The sequence below is a fragment of the Candidatus Palauibacter polyketidifaciens genome, from assembly GCF_947581785.1.
GTDB classification, from domain to species: domain Bacteria; phylum Gemmatimonadota; class Gemmatimonadetes; order Palauibacterales; family Palauibacteraceae; genus Palauibacter; species Palauibacter polyketidifaciens.
This window is the reverse complement of the sequence record NZ_CANPVO010000006.1, coordinates 65,068-81,496: the sequence shown is the minus strand read 5'-3', so window position 1 is coordinate 81,496 and position 16,429 is coordinate 65,068. Positions and strand designations below refer to the sequence as shown.

The following is a 16,429-nucleotide window of genomic DNA, read 5'->3' as shown; positions in this document are numbered from 1 at the left end:
ATCGGGGGGGCTCAGGCGGGCAGCTCCCGCCTCTGCTCGGTAATGCGGAACCTGACCTTCTTGCTCGGCTTCAGCGACGGAACCGGATTGAAGCGGAGCTTCCGGGCGTATTTCGCCGGCGACACCTCGATCGTGAAGTAGTGCGCCAGCATCAACAGGTTGGCCGCCAGGTGCATCTCCATCCAGCGGGTGCCGAGACACTTGTGCGTACCCAGCCCGTACGGGGCGAACCCGAGGCTATGATGCTCACGGCGCGACGGCAGGAAGCGGTCGATGTCAAACTTGTGGGGTTCGGGAAAGACGTCGCTCATGTAGTGCGTGGCGGTCATGGCGATGTGGATCCGTTCCCCCAGGGGTAACTCGTAGTTCTCGACCGTGCAGGTATTCATCACGTTCCGAACAGACATGGGCACGATCGGGTACATGCGCATGCACTCCATGAGGAAGCGATGCGTCACGTCGATGTTGGCCGGGGTGAAGTCCTCTTTTTCGGGGTCACCGCTGGCAAACAGCGCGTCCGCTTCGGCGCGGATCCTCTCGTAGAGCGCGGGCTGCGACGCCATGGCGTAGACGACGAGGCTGAACGTGTCACCGAGGTACACGCTGGCAATCAGGGCCGCGGAAAAAGCGAAGAGCAGGTTGGACTCCGGGAGAAACTGCGGGTCGCTGGCATGCAGGCTGAGGTAGTCGTCCACCAGGTTCCGTTGGCTGTCCACGCGTTGGGCCGGAGTATGGACGCTCAAGATCCGCTTCATCAGCGTCTCCAGGACGGCCGCCCGACGTCTCATACCCGGGGTATGCAGCGTGAACTCGGGCAGGACCCTGGCAATATGCACGCTGAGGGCCCGCTCCTTATAGACCATCAGGTCGCCCATGAGATCCTGCGTGTCGACGCCGATGAACAGCGGCGATAGCTGGGCGTTCACCATTGCCCGGCTCATGGACGTGGCGCGGTACGAATCCCCGACCGCCAGCGTCGACATGTACGCTCGCCCCCTGCTGTAGAGCTCGTCCAGCTGCCCCGCCAGCCTCGTGCGGGAATAGGCCGGCGACAGGAACTTGCGAAGCCGGAAGTGGTCGGTCCCGTCAAGGGCGGGCAGAACGCCGGCCGCGCCGTAGACCTTCTCGAAGTCGGCGAAGTAGTCCCTGGTTCTCAGGTACATGCGCCCGCGCTTCTGCATCCATTCATTCGTCTCGAGTCCGGCCAGGAAGATCATGCGCTCCGAGAAGGGAGGCCGGATCTGGAACACCGGACCGTACTCCTCCGCGAGGCTTCCGAAGAGCGCGTTCAGGTTGCCGTCTCGGACATGCGGGTTGCGCAGCAGCCTAGTCAGCGAAACCGTCGGAATCTTCTTGGCGAGAGGAGCATGTCTGCGAATCGGGCCGACGAGGTTCTCGGAGACCGCAGCGGCGATGGACCGGCCGATCAGGTCCAGCTGGCATATCCACTTGATGCGCTCTTCCGCCGCTTCATCGAGTTCGAAGATCAGGCGAAAGACGTCGCAGGTGTTGACGAGGCAGACGATGACGACGTCTCTCGGTTCGGGAACCTCGTCGGCGAAGATGACGTTGCCGATGCGCGCCTTGATGAACTGGTCGGTCGCGTCTTCCTCGAACATCCCGTACTGCTGCCGATGCATGACGGGGGGAGCCAGCGTCCAGAATTCCCCGTCGTGGTGTTGGAGGATCCCCCGTTGAACCAGGCGATCCAAGGTCAGGTCGACGACCGACTCCGCGCGGGGGGCGAGCCGTTCGACCCAGTACCGGGCCGTGCGTTGGACCGGTTCGTCCGCGATCTCCTTCAGAATGGGATCCAGGACGGGATCGCCCGTTTCGTCCCGGTCCACCACGTACAGGGATGTCAGGTCCGAGTCGAGCCGCGACCGGAAGGAGAGTTCCGCCAGCACCCCGCCGACCACGGCGCAGTTCAGTTGCCAGCCGGGGACCTGATGGAAGTAGCCTCCCTTCTCGTCGAGAAGCATCAGGATGAGTTCGTCGACGAGGCTCAGGGATTCGACCTTCAGACTCTCCACCGTCATTCGTCGGTTCTCGCCTTGCCGCGGTCGACGTGCACTACGCGGCGTTCGGAATCGAAGGACGCCGCGACGGCATCAAGCGCAGATGCAACGTGCATAGCGCCGGAACTACCATCATGAGTATGGCCGTGATGAAGAGAATGCCGCAACCGAGTGACGCGGCAAACGGAATCAGGAATTGGGCCTGGATGGCGCGCTCCAGGATCAGGGGGGTGAAGCCGAGGAACGTGGTCAGGGAAGTGAGCATGATCGGACGAAAACGCCCTTTTGCCCCCTCCATGATCGCGGTTCGCGGCGGGACGCCCTCCCGGAGTTTCTGATCGATGAAGTCGATCATGACCAGGGAATCGTTCACCACCACGCCGCTCAGACCGAAGATCCCCATGAAGGAGACGGCGCTCAGAGCTACTCCCAGGATCCAGTGGCCCAGGATCACGCCGATGAACCCGAAGGGGATGACGGCCATGATGATGAACGGCTTGGTATATGAACGGAGGGGGATGGCGAGGAGCGCGAAAATCAGGATCAGAGCGACCGCGAAGCCGCGGTACAGCGCGTCGATCGACTCCAGCTGCTGCTGCTGCTCGCCCCCGAACGTGTATGTGAGGCCCGGGTACGCCGCGGCCAGGTCCGCGAGGATCGAACCGGCCAGGATCTCGTTGGCTTCGTCGCCTGAGATCACCGAGGCGTCCACATCGGCGGTGACGGTGACGACGCGCTGGCCGTCCCTGCGCCGGAGGGCCGATGGCGAAACGCCCGGGACCAGCGACGCCACACTGACCATCGGCACCTCGTCCCCGCCCGGCGTACGGAGCAGGTAGCCTTCGATATCGGTAATCGAGTTTCGTTCTTCCGCGGGCAGCCGAACATAGACTCGTACCTCTTCCCGGCCGCGCTGCACCCGGACGGCTTCCGCGCCGAAGAACGCGGCCCTCGCCTGTCCCGCCAACTCCTGCACGGTGAGACCGAGGGTCCGCGCCTCGGGCCGCAACTCCAGCTGAACTTCCGGGATCCCCGGGGCGTGATCCGACCGTATGTCGTAGACGCCTCTCACGCTGCGGAGTCCGTCGACCACCGAGCCGGCGATCCCGGCGAGCCGCTCCGGGTCCGGGTGCGACAGTACGACCTCGACCGGGTTCCCCAGGGTGAAGATCTCGCCGCTGAAGGTGATGCCGCGGACGTAGGGCAGCACACCCACCTCCTCGCGCCACGCCTGCACGACTTCTCCGGTGGAGATCCGTCTCTGCTGCGCACCGAGGAGCTTGAACTCGATGGTGGCGATATTGGCCTGCGGATTGAGGGTGGGCTGCGGGTTGAGTCCGCCCTCGATTCTCGATCCCAGTCCGACGGTCACGGTGACGCCGGTTAGCAGCGGCGGCGCGTCCGCGGGCCGGCTTCGAGAGAGTTGTTCGATGACCCGGTGGCCCGCGGCCTCCAGCTCCCGGGCGACCTCGTACGTTCTCGGAGCGGTGGCCCCATCGGGCATCTCCAACACGACCGTCACGATATCGCCCTCCACGTCGTCGGCCAGCGTGGTGGGGACGATTCCCGCGGGCAACAGGGAAATGCTCAGCACGAGCATTGCAACGGCCCCCGTCATCGTCACCCCGGGCCGGGCCGTGGCAAACCGCAGTGCCCGGTCCAAGGGCCCCTGGATGAACCGCTGCAATTGGGCGTCGACACGACTCTGGAGTCGCGAGAAGAATCGGTCGAAGGCATTGCCCGGCACCCATTCCGGACCGGGCAGGTGGGACAGGTGGTTCGGCAGGACGAACAGCGATTCCACCAGCGAAAACAGCAGCATGGCGATCATGATGATCGGCAGGGCCCGCCACACGTCACCGACACCGCCCGGGATGAACAACAACGGGACGAAAGCCACCACCGAGGTGAGGACGGCGAACGTCAACGGCACCTTGATCCGCCGGACGCCGCGGATCGCGGCCGCGACCCCGGGGGTTCCCTGATTGCGTTCGTGTTGAATGTGCTCGGCCACAACGATGGCGTCGTCAACGACGATCCCAATGGCGAGGACAAAGGAGAAGAGGCTGATGGTGTTGATCGCCACGTCGAACGCCATCATGGCGGCGAGGGCGCCTACACCCGAAACGGCGAGGCCCACGGCGACCCACAGGGCAAGCCGAACCTGTAGAAACAGGCTCAGTGCGACCAACACCAGCAACAAACCCAGAAATCCGTTCTTCAGAAGAAGATCGGCGCGCTCCTCGTAGGCCTGGGACTCGTCGTTCCACAGGGTGATGCCCACGCTGTCCGGCAAGGCCGGGATCACCTCGTTCGCCAGGTGCCGACGGACGGTCGTGGCCACATCCATCACCTGCTCGCCACCGGCCCGGTAAACCTCGACGAATACGGCGGGCTGGTCCTGATGGCGGACGATCAGGTCTGCCTCCTGGAACCCGTCGCGGACCTCGGCAATGTCGCCGAGGCGCACGACCGTGCCGTCGCGGCCGCTGAGAAGGACGATTTCCTCGAAGTCCTGCTGGTCGTAGTTCTGCCCGAGGGTCCGCACTCGAACCTGGGATTCCCGCGTGTCGATGCTTCCGGCCGACAGGTCGAGCGAACTGCGGCGGATCGCCCCGGCAACGTCGGTGAGAGAGAGTCCCAGGGCTCTGAGCCGGTGAAGCGATACCTCGATGGAGATCTCGTAGTTCCGGACCCCGCTGACCTCGACCTGGGAGACGGAGGGTAGCGCGGCAAGGTCGTCCTCGATCCGATGCGCCAGTTCCTTCAGCGAGCGCTCGGAGACGTCGCCGTGGACGATGAGCCGCATCATGCTGAAGCGGTTGTCCATCTCCTGGAAACGCGGACGTTCGGCTCCGGCCGGGAAGGACTGGACACGATTGACGGCGGATTCGATGTCGTCCAGGGCCCGAGCCATGTCCGTGCGGGAATCCATCTGGATCCGCACGGAGGCAATGCCCGGAGCCGCCAGGGACTTGACAGCCCTCACGTCATCGAGCCCGCTGACCTGGTCCTCGATCTTGACGATGATCGACTCCTCGATCTCCTCCGGCGTGGCGCCGGGATAGGCCATCGAGACTTCGATGTGGTAGAAGGGGGTGATGGGCCAGGCTTCTCGCTCGAGGCCGGTCAGGGCCACGAGTCCGGCCGCAACGATGCCCATCATCAGGAGATTGGCCGCGATGCCGTTGCTGGCCATGTAGGCGAGCGGGCCGGACCGCTCGCGGCGGTCGTCCGGTTCGGGACCCGCGTCGGGATTCATCGCGCCGGGTCGGTCTGGACGCGCATCCCTTCGGTGGCGAACTGAAGTCCACCGGTGACTACCGACTGGCCGCCTCGCAGGGCACCGGTGACGAACACTGCATCGTTGGCGCGTTGCAGCACCTGAACCGGAACGATGTTCACGACGCCGTCGCGGTCAACCGTCCAGATTTCGTTGCCAGGTTGCAGCGCCGCTCGCGGGATCCGGAAGTAGTCCTCCGGTGAGAGTCCCTCGATCTCCACCTCCACGAACTTGCCGACCAGCAACGGAGGATCGCTCCCGACCGCGGCGGACGGGCCCGCCCGCGCGCTTGGGTCGAACGGGTCCGGCACGCGCACGATCACGTCGATGGTGCGTGTCTGCGCGTCAACGGAACTCTCACCCCGATCCACGTAACCCTCCCAGGCGTACATCACCTCCCCGTAGTGGGCGATCACACGGGCCGCTACGTCCCGTGCTCCGTCGCCTGCCTCGAGCCCCCACAATCCGGGGACCAGGGCGGCGTCGGCGTCGGAGAGGGGAACGACGACCTCCACCGCCTCCGAAGCGAAGAGGCGTCCGACGGGCTGCCCGGGGTTCACGACCTGCCCCGCATCGACGGACTCCTCGCGCACGAAGCCATCGAACGGCGCGGTGACCTGGGTCCTGGAGAGCGCAAGCCTCGCCTCCTCAAGCCGGGCTTCGTCCCGGCTCAGCGCGGCGCTGGCCGCTTCCAGCTGAGGCTCCCTCAATGTGAGCGGACTCGCCTCCGACGGCGGGGGGCCCGTCTCGCGCCGCTCCGAGTACAGTTCATACTGGGCGCTGGCGATCTTCGCCCGTTCCTGTTCCTCGAGGAAGGCGACGCGGCTTGCCGCGACGTTCGCTTCCGCTACCTGTACGCGGTACGCGTAGTCGGCTTCTTCGATGCGGAAGAGCGTCTGGCCCGCCTCGACGCGCCCTCCGCTCTGGAACCGCGGATTGACCCAGACGACCTTGCCGCCCACCTGGGGTGCGACATCGATCTCCTCGCTTGGCCGCACGGTGCCGGATCCGAACACGGGTATCGCGCCCGATCCGGCCACAACGCCGGCCGTTTGCGCAAACGGGATCTGGGGGGGCGGCTCCTGGCTCTCCGGTTCGGGGGCGAGCGAGAGCATTAGTGCCGCGACCGCAATCGTACCGACGATGATCACGGCGATGATCCTGAGACTGGATCCGAACAGCAATCTGCGCAGCATTGTGCCTTATCCCATGGAGTCGAGGAGCGCCAGCTTGAGCATAGGAATCCGCGGTTTGTTCGGTCAACGGGACGGAACCTACTCCGGCGAACGGTCGCGGAGCACGCGCACGACGCGGCCGGCCGAATCGACGACCTGCACCGGCCCCCTGAGGACATCGTCGCCCAGGTCGACCACGCGGCCGGGTTTCTCGTCCGCGGCGCCAACGCCGGGGAGCGTGTACGGCTCCGCCTGGCTCGCGTCGACTGCGTAACCCAGGTCGGCCAGCGACCGGATCGTGACCGCGCTGAGGGCCTCCCGGACTCCGATCCTGTTGAGCGGCCTCATGAGTTCCCCCCGGAGGACGGAGCCCCGCCAATGGAGGTTCGCGCTCCCGGCTCCGCCGCGGTTCTCGACGGGGACCTTCGCCCCGCCCGTGTAGTCCGTGCCGCCCGCCGCGTCGAAGGCGGCGATGGCCCCGGGACCCACGAAATGCGCGTCGATCGCTCCCACGCCCAGGGAGGGATCCCGGAGGAGACCGAGAGGGCGCCACAGCAGGCCGAATCCGAGCGCGTGCGCGATCTCGTGAACCGCGAGTTCCACCGCGTCGCCGGAGTCGATGAGCCGGTCGATGTCCGCCACATCGAAGAACGCCACGCTCGCGACCGGCAGCATTGACCCTTCGCGCAGGCGGCACACGCCGGCCTGGGCGAGCGTGCGGCCCGGACCGTCGATCTCCCGGAACTCGACGAGAACCATCAGGTCATCGATGGTGCCGACCGGCTCCGCCGTGCTCGCGCCGTAACATTCAATGCGGTCGTCGACCGCAACCTCGAGCAGTTCCGTATCGGCCAGCACCGACATCCACAGTTCCGCCGCCGCGAGGACCGGGGCCCGCCACGGCTCGGCAGCCGTGGTGTCGAAGCGGACCTCGATGTCGAACCTGCGGCCCGGTCGGACCTCCACGGCGAACGACAGTTCGGCGCCCAGCCCGCCAGGGTCGCGCGCCGCGACGGTCACCGTCGACGTTCCCGCCGCGAGGGCGGTTACCGTGACGGTGTCCGCCGAGACGTCGATCCCGGCCACGTCCGGCTGCGACGACGTGGCTTCGTAGCGTAGCGCGTCGCCGTCCGGATCGGAGAAGAAGCCCGATACGGCGAGCAGCTCCGCACTTCCGACCCGAAGTTCGACATCGGGGATCGCGCCAATCGTTACCGGCGCCACGTTCGGTACGGTGACCTCGAACCGGAGGGCGACGGCCCGGCCTTGGGGATCGCGCGCCGTGACGGTCACCGTAGCCATCCCGCGCGCCAGGGCGACCAGCCGCACGGTGCCGCCCGACACCTCCGCCGCGACCACGTCGGGGGCCGAAGACCGAACCTCATAGGAAAGCACATCCCCGTCCGCATCGCTGAAGAGGCCCGTCACCTCCACCAGCGCCGTCTCACCCACGGGAAGTTCGAGGTCGGGAAGCGCGCCGACGGCCCTCGGAGCGTGCGTCAGAGGAAGGTCCGTGCTCCCGTCCCCGCACGCCGCGATCCCCACGGCGAGCAGAACCGCGCATATCCCGAATACAACCTTTCGGGCGTGCGCCGATTCGGTCGTGAACACCGTCGTACAAGCTGTCACGTAAGGAATGCTATCCATTGATCTGAAGGTCGGATATGCCTATCATCATTAGAGTTTATGGATGTTACATACCTGTCAAACAAGGTGTCACACAAGGTGTCATAAAAGGTGTCGTAAGATATGGATTGGCAGACGTTCAGCTTCGAATACCGCCTCGACGGCCCCGGCCTGACTAGCCTTCTCATCGAAATCGAGGCGAGTCGGAAGGCCGTCGAGAAACTTCTGCTGCCCCCGGATTGGAGGGACCAGCTCGACCGATTGAATCGCATCAGGACGATCCGTGGCACGACCGCCCTCGAGGGCAACCCGCTGTCGGAAGCGCAGGTGCGCGAACTGCTGGATCGTGAAACCGAAGCCAGCGCCACAACTAGGGAATCTCGACAGATCGAGAATGCCGATGCCGCCCAGAACTGGGTTCGCGAACGGTTCGGACCCGGCGAGGCACCGCTGGCGGTGGCGGACATCCTCCGAATGCATGAATTGCTCACCAGGGGCTCCGATGAAGGAAACAACGTACCCGGCCGGCTGCGAGCATACGGCGTGCAGGTGGGTACGCCGGATTTGGGAGGAGTCCACCTGGGAGCACCTCACGAGGAGCTCCCGCAGTTGCTGGACGACTTCGTCGTCTTCGTCAACTCTCGGCGCGTACGGAACGAGCATCCGGTGGTCCGAGCGCTGCTCGCCCACTTCTTCCTGGTGACCATCCATCCGTTCGGAGACGGAAACGGCCGCGTGTCGAGGCTGGTCGAGGCAGCCATCCTCTTTGAAGGGGGATACAACGTCCACGGTTTCTACGGGCTCTCGAACTATTTCTACCGCAACGGAGACCTCTACAAAAGGCGCCAGCAGGAATGCCGCAGGGTGCAACCGGTCGACGTCACGCGCTTCGTGGAGTTCGGGTTGCGTGGCTTCGACGCCGAGCTGCGCGGAATCAACTCCTTCATCAACTCGAAGCTGAACCGCCTGGTCTACCGGCAAACGTTGACTTGGGCGCGCGACAAGCGAGTGAGCAAGCGTCGCCGTCTCATCAACGAGCGGGAGCATGGCCTCCTGGGTTTCCTCCTTGAGGAAACGGAGCCGGCCGATCCCTTTTCGGAGAGCCCCTCTCGGCGACTCTCGCTCGACGCGCTGATCGATTCACCCTTCGTCGACACCGTTTATCGCGCCGTAACTTCACGAACGTTCTTCCGGGAACTCACGAGGCTTGCCGAACTCGGTTTCATCATCTTCGAGCGCGACGCGGATTCGGGCGAATTCGTGGTGGACCTCGACTTCGAGGCCATCGGAAAATACGGCTCCAAGTAGACCGCTATGCGCCGGTGACGTGGAGGACCGCCGTACGGCGGTGCGGACGGCTGCGGTGCTCGAAGAGGAAGATCCCCTGCCAGGTTCCCAGGGCCGGCGCCCCGTCGAGCACCGGGATGGCCAGGTGCGTCTGGGTCAGGGCCGACCGGATGTGCGCCGGCATGTCATCGGGCCCTTCCATCGTGTGCCGGTAGCGGCGGTCACCTTCCGGAACGAGCCGGGCGAAGAAGTTCGAGAGGTCGTGGAGGACGTCCGGGTCCGCGTTCTCCTGGATCGTCAGCGACGCCGACGTGTGGCGGATGTAGACGGTGAGCATCCCCGTCTCGATCTCGAGCCCGGCCGTCCACTCGAGGACGGGGCGGGTGATCTCATACAGGCCCTTCCCTCGCGTCTCGACGCCGAGTTGTCGGACGAACTGCTTCATTCCGGCGGGACGCAGGAGGAGTTCAGGCCACGTCCTCGCGGCTCGCGGCGGCGGCGTGCGCGCGCAAGGCCCTCCATACGCGCTGCGGCGTGAAGGGAAGTTCGTCGATCCTCACTCCCACCGCGTCGTATATCGCGTTCGCGATCGCGGGGAGCGACGGGTGCAGCGGCCCTTCCCCCGCCTCCTTCGCCCCGTAGGGGCCTTCCGGATCCACCGACTCGACGATGAGGGCCTCGAACTCCGGGCAGTCCATCGAGGTGGGGATCCGGTAGTCGAGGAGCGATGGCGACGTGTGCAGGCCGCCCTCCACCTCCCCCTCGCGGAAGAGCTGTTCCTCGAAGATCGCCTCCGCGAATCCCATGTAGGCGGAGCCCTCGATCTGGCCTTCGACAAGCACCGGGTTGAGCGCGCGGCCGCAGTCGTGCGCCACCCAGATGTTCTTCACGTCGACGACCCCCGTGTCCTCGTCGACCTCGACTTCGGCCACGTGCGCGGTGAAGGAATAGGCCGGCGACGATCCGATCGTGCCGCCCCGGTAGTCGCCGTGGACATCCTTCGGCGTGTCGTAGGAACCCACGGCGCCCAACAGGCCGAACTTCGCTTCGGCGATGTTGAACGCCTCCGAGATGGGGAGGCGGCGGTCGGCGTCCTCGGGGGTGTCGCTGTCGAAGGCCCAGCCGCGCGCCAGACGCACCCGGCCGGCCGCAACGCCCCAGACCTCCCCGACCGCCTCCGTCACCTGCCCTCGCAGCGCGCGGCAGGCCTCGAGGCAGGCGTTTCCCACCATCACGGTCTCGCGCGAGGAGTAGGCCCCCAAGTCCACCGGCGTGAGGTCCGTGTCGGCGGAGAAGACGCGCACGTACTCGAGCGGGACGCCGAGTTCCTCACAGGCGATGTAGGCCATGGTGGAGTCGGAACCCTGCCCGATCTCCGACGCGCCGTGCAGGATCGCCACCCGGCCGGAGCGCTCGATCTGCACCTGCACCGCAGCCTGGGGCATCTCGTTCGGATAGATGGGGTAGTTCGTGCCGGAGATGTAGGAGGAGGCGGCCATCCCGAGGCCGCGACCTGTCGGCAGCCGCCGGTACCGCGTCTTCCAGTCGCTGGCACGCTCGACCGCCTCCAGGCACTCCAGGAAACCGTTCGACCGGACCTTGAACTCGTTCACCGTCCGACCCGTGCCCATGAAGTTGCGGCGGCGGAGTTCGAACGGGTCGAGGCCGAGCCTCCCGGCCAGCTTGTCGAGCGAGATCTCGTACGCGAAGCGCGGCTGTACGGAGCCGTGGCCGCGCTTGGGGCCGCACGGGGCGACGTTCGTGTACACGCGCGTCGAGTCGAAACGGTAGGACTCGATATGGCAAGGCGCGGTGAGGAGCTGCCCCGAGTAGTACGTGGTTACGAGGCCGAACGAGGCGTAGGCGCCGCCGTCCAGGATCGTGCGCGCGTCGAGCGCCCTGAGCTTCCCGCCGCGCGAGGCGCCGAGCCGGTACTTCATGCGCATGGGGTGACGGCCGCGGTGCGAGTAGAAGAGTTCTTCACGCGTGTAGAGGATCTTCACCGGACGGCCGGTCCGCATCGCGAGGAGCGCCACGCAGAACTCGAGATCGAACGGCTCGGACTTGCCGCCGAAGGCCCCGCCCACGGCCGGCTGCGCGACCCGCACCTTCGCCACGTCGTGGTCGAGCACCCGCGCGAGCTCCCGCTGCAGATAGTGCGGGACCTGCGTGGAGGACCACACCTCGAGCACGCCATCCGGGTTGAGTCGGGAGATCGCGCAGTGGGGTTCGATCGGCGTGTGCGTCGTCCCGTGGAAGAAGTACTCCCCCTCGATGGCGACATCCGACTCCGCCATCTGCGCGTCCACGTCCCCGAACTCGAGGTGGACGTGCTTGAGGACGTTGCCGTTCGCCCCCGGCTTGCGCGGCGCGTGGATGGGCTCCGCGGCGGCTTCGGACGCCAGCGACTCCTCGGGCGAAAGATAGACGGGAAGCGGCGCGTACTCGACGTGAATCCGCTCGAGCGCCGCGTTCGCCGTGTCCTCGTCGACCGCGGCCACCGCCGCGACCGCGTCGCCGATGAAGCGCACCTTGTCGACGCAGAGCGCGTGCTCGTCGCGGGTCCACGGGATGATCCCGTACGGCGTCGGCAGGTCCTGCCCGGTGATGACTCCGTACACACCCTCGAGGGCCTCGGCTTCGGCCGTGTCGATGGACACGATCCGGGCGTGGGCCTCCGTGGAGCGGAGGATCTTCCCGTGCAGCATCCCCGGCAGGACGATGTCGTCCGTGTAGATCTCGCGGCCGGTCGACTTGCGGAGCCCTTCGACGCGGCGCGCGCGGCGGCCGAGCGCCGTGAACTCGGCGTCGGCGAGCCCCGGGAGCCCGTCCGGGGCTTCGGCGGCCGCGCGCTGTGCGGGCGTCAGTTCGTGCGGGTGCATGCGTTCAATCTACGTCCGGCCGGCGAACCGGGCATCGGCTGCGGACGAACGCCGACGTGCTCGACAGGTGCGCGGGCGCCTTCACCGGGGCGTGACCTCTCTCCGAACTGCGGGAGGCCACGGGCTGCTGACGCCGCCCGCAGGCCTATTTCGTCCAGATCGCGACTACGCCGCACCGTGAATTGGGTCCACTGAACTCGGCCGGCAGCGATGCCGGACCCTTGTACACCTCGACGCCTGCGATTTCGACGGGTGACACCCACGTGTCGGCCGCGCCTTCCTCGCTGATGAGAATGCCATCGAGGTAGATCTGCATGAGGCAACGCGAGCCGAAACCGGTGGTCAGCCGCGTCGTGTATAGCCTGCAGGTGCGCGAACCCATACCGCAGACGCGTCGGATCGACGCTTCCTCCATGATCATGTCGGATATGATCCGGGGGTTGCGACGCTCGATGTCGGCCACGGTGAAAAAGGCGCCGAGTCCGAGAAGTTCGCCCCAGCGTTTCCGCTCGTAGAAGCCCTTGATCTCCAGTCGGCGCAGGCGCACGGCCGTTGCCACGAGCGGTTCCATCTCGAGCGGAGCCGGGACGAGGCCGATCTGGACTTCCGTGGTGGCGCCGCGGGCCACATTGACCATGTGGCGCAACGGGGCGTACCCGAGGTGCCGCACGGACAGCTCGTACACGCCTACCGGCACGTCGCTGAGGATGAATCCGCCCTGCCGGTTCGTCTGAACTTCCTGCGAACGGCCCCGGAGGGACACCGCGGCCGCGGCCACCCGGGCGTTGCTGAGCGCGTCCGTCACAGTGCCCAGCAGACGCCCGTTCTCGACCGAAGCGACGCGGAGTCTGAGGACCACATCCTGCGTTGCCGCGAGCCCGATATTGATTTCGGTTTCGTCGCTGGAGGCATCCCCGAACTCCGCCCGCAGCGTCGCGTGACGGACGCCCGCGGGGACGCAGAACACGAGTCGCCCGTCGGATCCGGCCTGACCTCGCAACGGCCCGTCCAGCGCACCCTCGTCTTCCGACGTCAGGCGCACCGTTGCGAACGGGATCGGGATCGAGCCGGACTCGTCCACGACGGCGACCCCGAGGGAAAGATGGGCACCGCAGTCTCCCGCCTCCTGTCCCGCCAGCCCGCCGGCACCCACCGTGAACTGGAGCGCGCCGAGCAGGACACCGATCCGTAGCGTCCCGGCGCGCATCGGCGCCGTGACGAGGCAGCGGGAGCGTTCCCTCCGTTGATTCATGGCGACCTCCGAAAAGCGACCGTGAACGAGTTTCCCCACGGAAGACCGCGTGCCGCTGACCGGCTTCTGATGCGGCTGCATGATAGACTGACGGCGGACCGACGGGCGGGGTCACTCGTCACGTCGGGGGCACTTGCTGTGCGGCGCGGCGATTGGTGAGGTTGGACCGGATCCGGGCTATCGCAACGAGGAACTGAATATCCGCTACATCACGCTTCTGGGGCTTGGCGCCCTTCTCCTTCTGCCGGGCCCGACGCTCGGTCAGGAAGCCGTACACCGAGTCTCGCTCGCGGCAGCCCTCGAGGCGTTCGCCGCGAACAGCCTCGCTCTGAGGATCTCACGCTCCGAGGCCGCCGAGATCGCGGGAGCCGCGCGCCAGTCCCGCGCCTGGTTCAACCCGTCGCTCTCGGCCAGGCGCGACGACCTCGACCGGAATGGCGACGAGTACTGGGAGGAGAATCTGCTCCTCTCTCAGCCCCTCGAATGGCCCGGCCGCACCGCCGCCCGCTACCGGGCCGCCGCCCGCACGATCGAAGCGAGCACCGCCCGTTTCCGCAGCGACTCGACCCGGCTCGCCTTCGAGGTTCGCGAAGCCTGGGCGCTCGCGTGGTTTGCGGAAGCGGCGGAACTCACGGCGCGGCAGACCGTGGCGGTGATCCAGGAGGTCGCCGAGGATGCGGAGATCCGCCTGGAGGAGGGAGACATCTCCGCCTACGAAACGCGGCGGCTGCGACTGGAACGGGTGCAGGCGGAGCAGGGTGTGGCGGAGGCCGAACTCCGGTCTCGCGACGCCCGCAGGCGCCTCGCCGCGCTGACCTTTCCCGGGACGGGAATCGAGGAGGTCGGACCGTCCGCGGGGCTGGAAGGGCTGCCGCCCGCGGTGACTCGGGAAGCCGCGCTCGGCGCGCTGCTCGAGCGGCCGGACCTCGAGGCCGCGGCCCGGGATCTGGACGCCGCGCAGGCCGAACTCGCCGTTGCGAAGTCCGGCTGGATGCCCGATCCGACCGTCAGTATGGGATATCGACGGCAGGAGGGCGGATTCCAGGGCCTCAGCCTGGGTCTCGATCTCCCGCTGCCGCTGTTCGATCGCGGAGGGGGGGACCGGCAGGCAGCCGACGCCCGGAGCGCCGCGGCCGCCCATCGCCTCGACCTCCGGAGACGGCTGGCCGAGAACGATCTCCTGATGACCGCGGACCGGTACGCCTCCAGTCGAGGCCGTCTCGAAACGGCGGCCGATGGCCTGCTGGCGGATGCCGAGGCGCTGCTCGCCTCGGCGACGGCGGCGTACGGAGAGAACGAGATGTCGCTCCTGGAGTTGCTCGACGCGGCGAACGCCTTCCGGAGCGCGCGGCTCAGCGCCCTCTCCATGCGATCCGCGGCGTGGGTCGACTACTGGGACCTCCTGCGTGCCATGGGACGGGCTCCGGAGGACGAACGTTGAACCGGGCTCCGTCGCCCGCAGGGACTCACGACCCCGCGAAGACGCCGAGCACGTCGGTGAGGAGCCACCAGGCACCGACGGCGAGGATCGCGGCGGGGATCACGAAGCGGAGCCAGTAGTAGAGCCAGATCGCCGGCACGCCCCGCTTCGCGCGCCGATCCTCGCCCGCCGCCAGTTGCCGCAGTACTTCAGAGCGGTCCAGAGCCCATCCCACGGCGACGACCGAGAGCAGCGCGCCGAGCGTCTGGAAGCCCGATCCGAAGGTCAGATCCCACGGCGTGAACACGTTCATGTTGATCATCGGCGGTAGCGCGAACGCGAACACGACCACGGTCGTCAGGGTGACGGCGCGCGAGCGGCCGATTCCGGTGTTGTCGGTGACCCCGGCCACCAGCACCTCCAGCGCCGCCACATCCGACAGGTAAGCGCCGCCGAACAGGGCCAGGAAGAAGAGCGTCCCGAACACGGCCCCGGCAGGGATCCGTCCGAACACCTCGGGCAGCGTGACGAAGAGGAGGCCGGGGCCGCTCGCCGGTTCAAGTCCGAACGCGAACACGGCGGGGAAGATGGCGAGCCCCGCCATGAGTCCGGCGCAAAGGTCGCCGCCCGCGGTGAAGACGGCGTTGCCGCGCAGGGGGTCGTCGCGGTTCAGGTAGGAGCCGTACACGACCATGAAGGTGCCGCCCAGCGAGAGGCTGAAGATCGCCTGACCCAAGGCGCCCAGCATGACCGGCGGCGTGAGCGCGCCGGGATCGAAGGCGCCGAGGTACCAGCGGAGACCCTCGCCGGCCCCCGGCAGCGTCAGAGAGCGGGCGATGAGGATCACGAGCCCCGCAAGGAGCGCCGGAACGATGAAGCGGCTCGCTTTCTCGATCCCGCGCCGCAGCCCGCGGCGCAGCACCGCGGCGCAGGTGAGGAGGACGGCCCCGGTGCAGGCGCACTGCAGCAGGAAGGAGCGAAGGGAGAACCCCTCGTCCGGGGGCAGGATCGCGGCGGCGTCGATCTCGACCCCGACGCCGGAGAGCAGCCCGGCCAAGGCGTGGTACAGCACCCAGCCGAGCGCGTTCGAGTAGTAGCCGGTGGCGGCGGTGACGCCGACGAAGAAGATCCAGCCGAGGGCGCGGCCGAAGGGGAGACCTCCCGACTCGAACGCGCCGACCGGGCCGCGGCGGGTATGCCGGCCCAGCGTCCACTCCGCCATGAGCGCGGGAACTCCGATCAGCACCACGGCCAGAACGTAGAAGGCCACGAAGGGAGCCCCGCCGAACTCGCCGACCATGTACGGGAAGCGCCAGACGTTCCCCAGCCCGACGGCGACGCCGATCATCGTGGCCACGAGCCCGAAGCGGGAGCCGAACGTCTCGCGTCTGTCTCGTTCCATCGCTGTTCTCTAGCTTGGCGGGTCGCAAGTGGCCGCCGGCACCCGGCGCCCGGGTCCACTCGCCCCTCGCTGACGGGCGAAACC

Annotated in this window: 10 protein-coding genes; 2 read left to right on the top strand and 8 right to left on the bottom strand. The window is 67.1% G+C overall.

Annotated features, from left to right (window positions below; genetic code table 11):
• Positions 1–11: 11 nt before the first annotated feature.
• From RN729_RS01100 to RN729_RS01085, 4 genes are all read right to left on the bottom strand, one after another.
• On the bottom strand, positions 12–2,039 hold the full coding sequence (locus RN729_RS01100) for a cytochrome P450 (RefSeq protein WP_310781735.1): 2,028 nt from the start codon (positions 2,037–2,039) through the stop codon (positions 12–14).
• Positions 2,040–2,073: 34 nt separating this feature from the next.
• Positions 2,074–5,280 (bottom strand): efflux RND transporter permease subunit, encoded by a 3,207-nt coding sequence (locus tag RN729_RS01095; protein ID WP_310781733.1) that lies wholly within the window; start codon positions 5,278–5,280, stop codon positions 2,074–2,076.
• Positions 5,277–6,497 carry an efflux RND transporter periplasmic adaptor subunit gene (locus RN729_RS01090; protein ID WP_310781732.1) on the bottom strand — a complete coding sequence of 407 codons (1,221 nt, stop codon included), beginning with the start codon at positions 6,495–6,497 and terminating at the stop codon, positions 5,277–5,279. Before RN729_RS01090 ends, RN729_RS01095 begins: the two co-directional genes overlap by 4 nt.
• Before the next feature lie 78 nt (positions 6,498–6,575).
• Positions 6,576–8,105, bottom strand: coding sequence for a leishmanolysin-related zinc metalloendopeptidase (locus tag RN729_RS01085; RefSeq protein ID WP_310781730.1), 1,530 nt, complete (start codon positions 8,103–8,105; stop codon positions 6,576–6,578).
• A 120-nt stretch (positions 8,106–8,225) separates the two neighbouring features.
• Between RN729_RS01085 and RN729_RS01080 the strand changes: the two genes are divergently transcribed.
• Positions 8,226–9,410 carry a Fic family protein gene (locus tag RN729_RS01080; RefSeq protein ID WP_310781728.1) on the top strand — a complete coding sequence of 395 codons (1,185 nt, stop codon included), beginning with the start codon at positions 8,226–8,228 and terminating at the stop codon, positions 9,408–9,410.
• Positions 9,411–9,414: 4 nt separating this feature from the next.
• Here the strand turns inward: RN729_RS01080 and RN729_RS01075 are convergent, their stop codons facing one another.
• From RN729_RS01075 to RN729_RS01065, 3 genes are all read right to left on the bottom strand, one after another.
• Positions 9,415–9,834: a secondary thiamine-phosphate synthase enzyme YjbQ gene (locus RN729_RS01075; protein ID WP_310781726.1), complete on the bottom strand. Its 420-nt coding sequence runs from the start codon at positions 9,832–9,834 to the stop codon at positions 9,415–9,417.
• Between the two features lie 22 nt (positions 9,835–9,856).
• The gene (locus tag RN729_RS01070) at positions 9,857–12,271 is read right to left on the bottom strand and encodes a molybdopterin cofactor-binding domain-containing protein (protein ID WP_310781724.1); all 2,415 of its coding nucleotides are present in this window, start codon (positions 12,269–12,271) and stop codon (positions 9,857–9,859) included.
• A gap of 145 nt (positions 12,272–12,416) precedes the next feature.
• Positions 12,417–13,523 (bottom strand): carboxypeptidase regulatory-like domain-containing protein, encoded by a 1,107-nt coding sequence (locus tag RN729_RS01065; protein ID WP_310781722.1) that lies wholly within the window; start codon positions 13,521–13,523, stop codon positions 12,417–12,419.
• Between the two features lie 133 nt (positions 13,524–13,656).
• On the opposite strand from RN729_RS01065, the gene RN729_RS01060 reads away from it, so the two are divergent.
• Entirely contained in the window at positions 13,657–14,964 is a 1,308-nt protein-coding gene (locus tag RN729_RS01060) for a TolC family protein (protein WP_310781721.1), read from the top strand.
• 25 nt (positions 14,965–14,989) lie between these two features.
• Here RN729_RS01060 and RN729_RS01055 read toward each other — a convergent pair whose 3' ends face one another.
• Positions 14,990–16,345, bottom strand: coding sequence for a sodium-dependent transporter (locus tag RN729_RS01055; protein WP_310781719.1), 1,356 nt, complete (start codon positions 16,343–16,345; stop codon positions 14,990–14,992).
• Positions 16,346–16,429 lie beyond the last annotated feature (84 nt).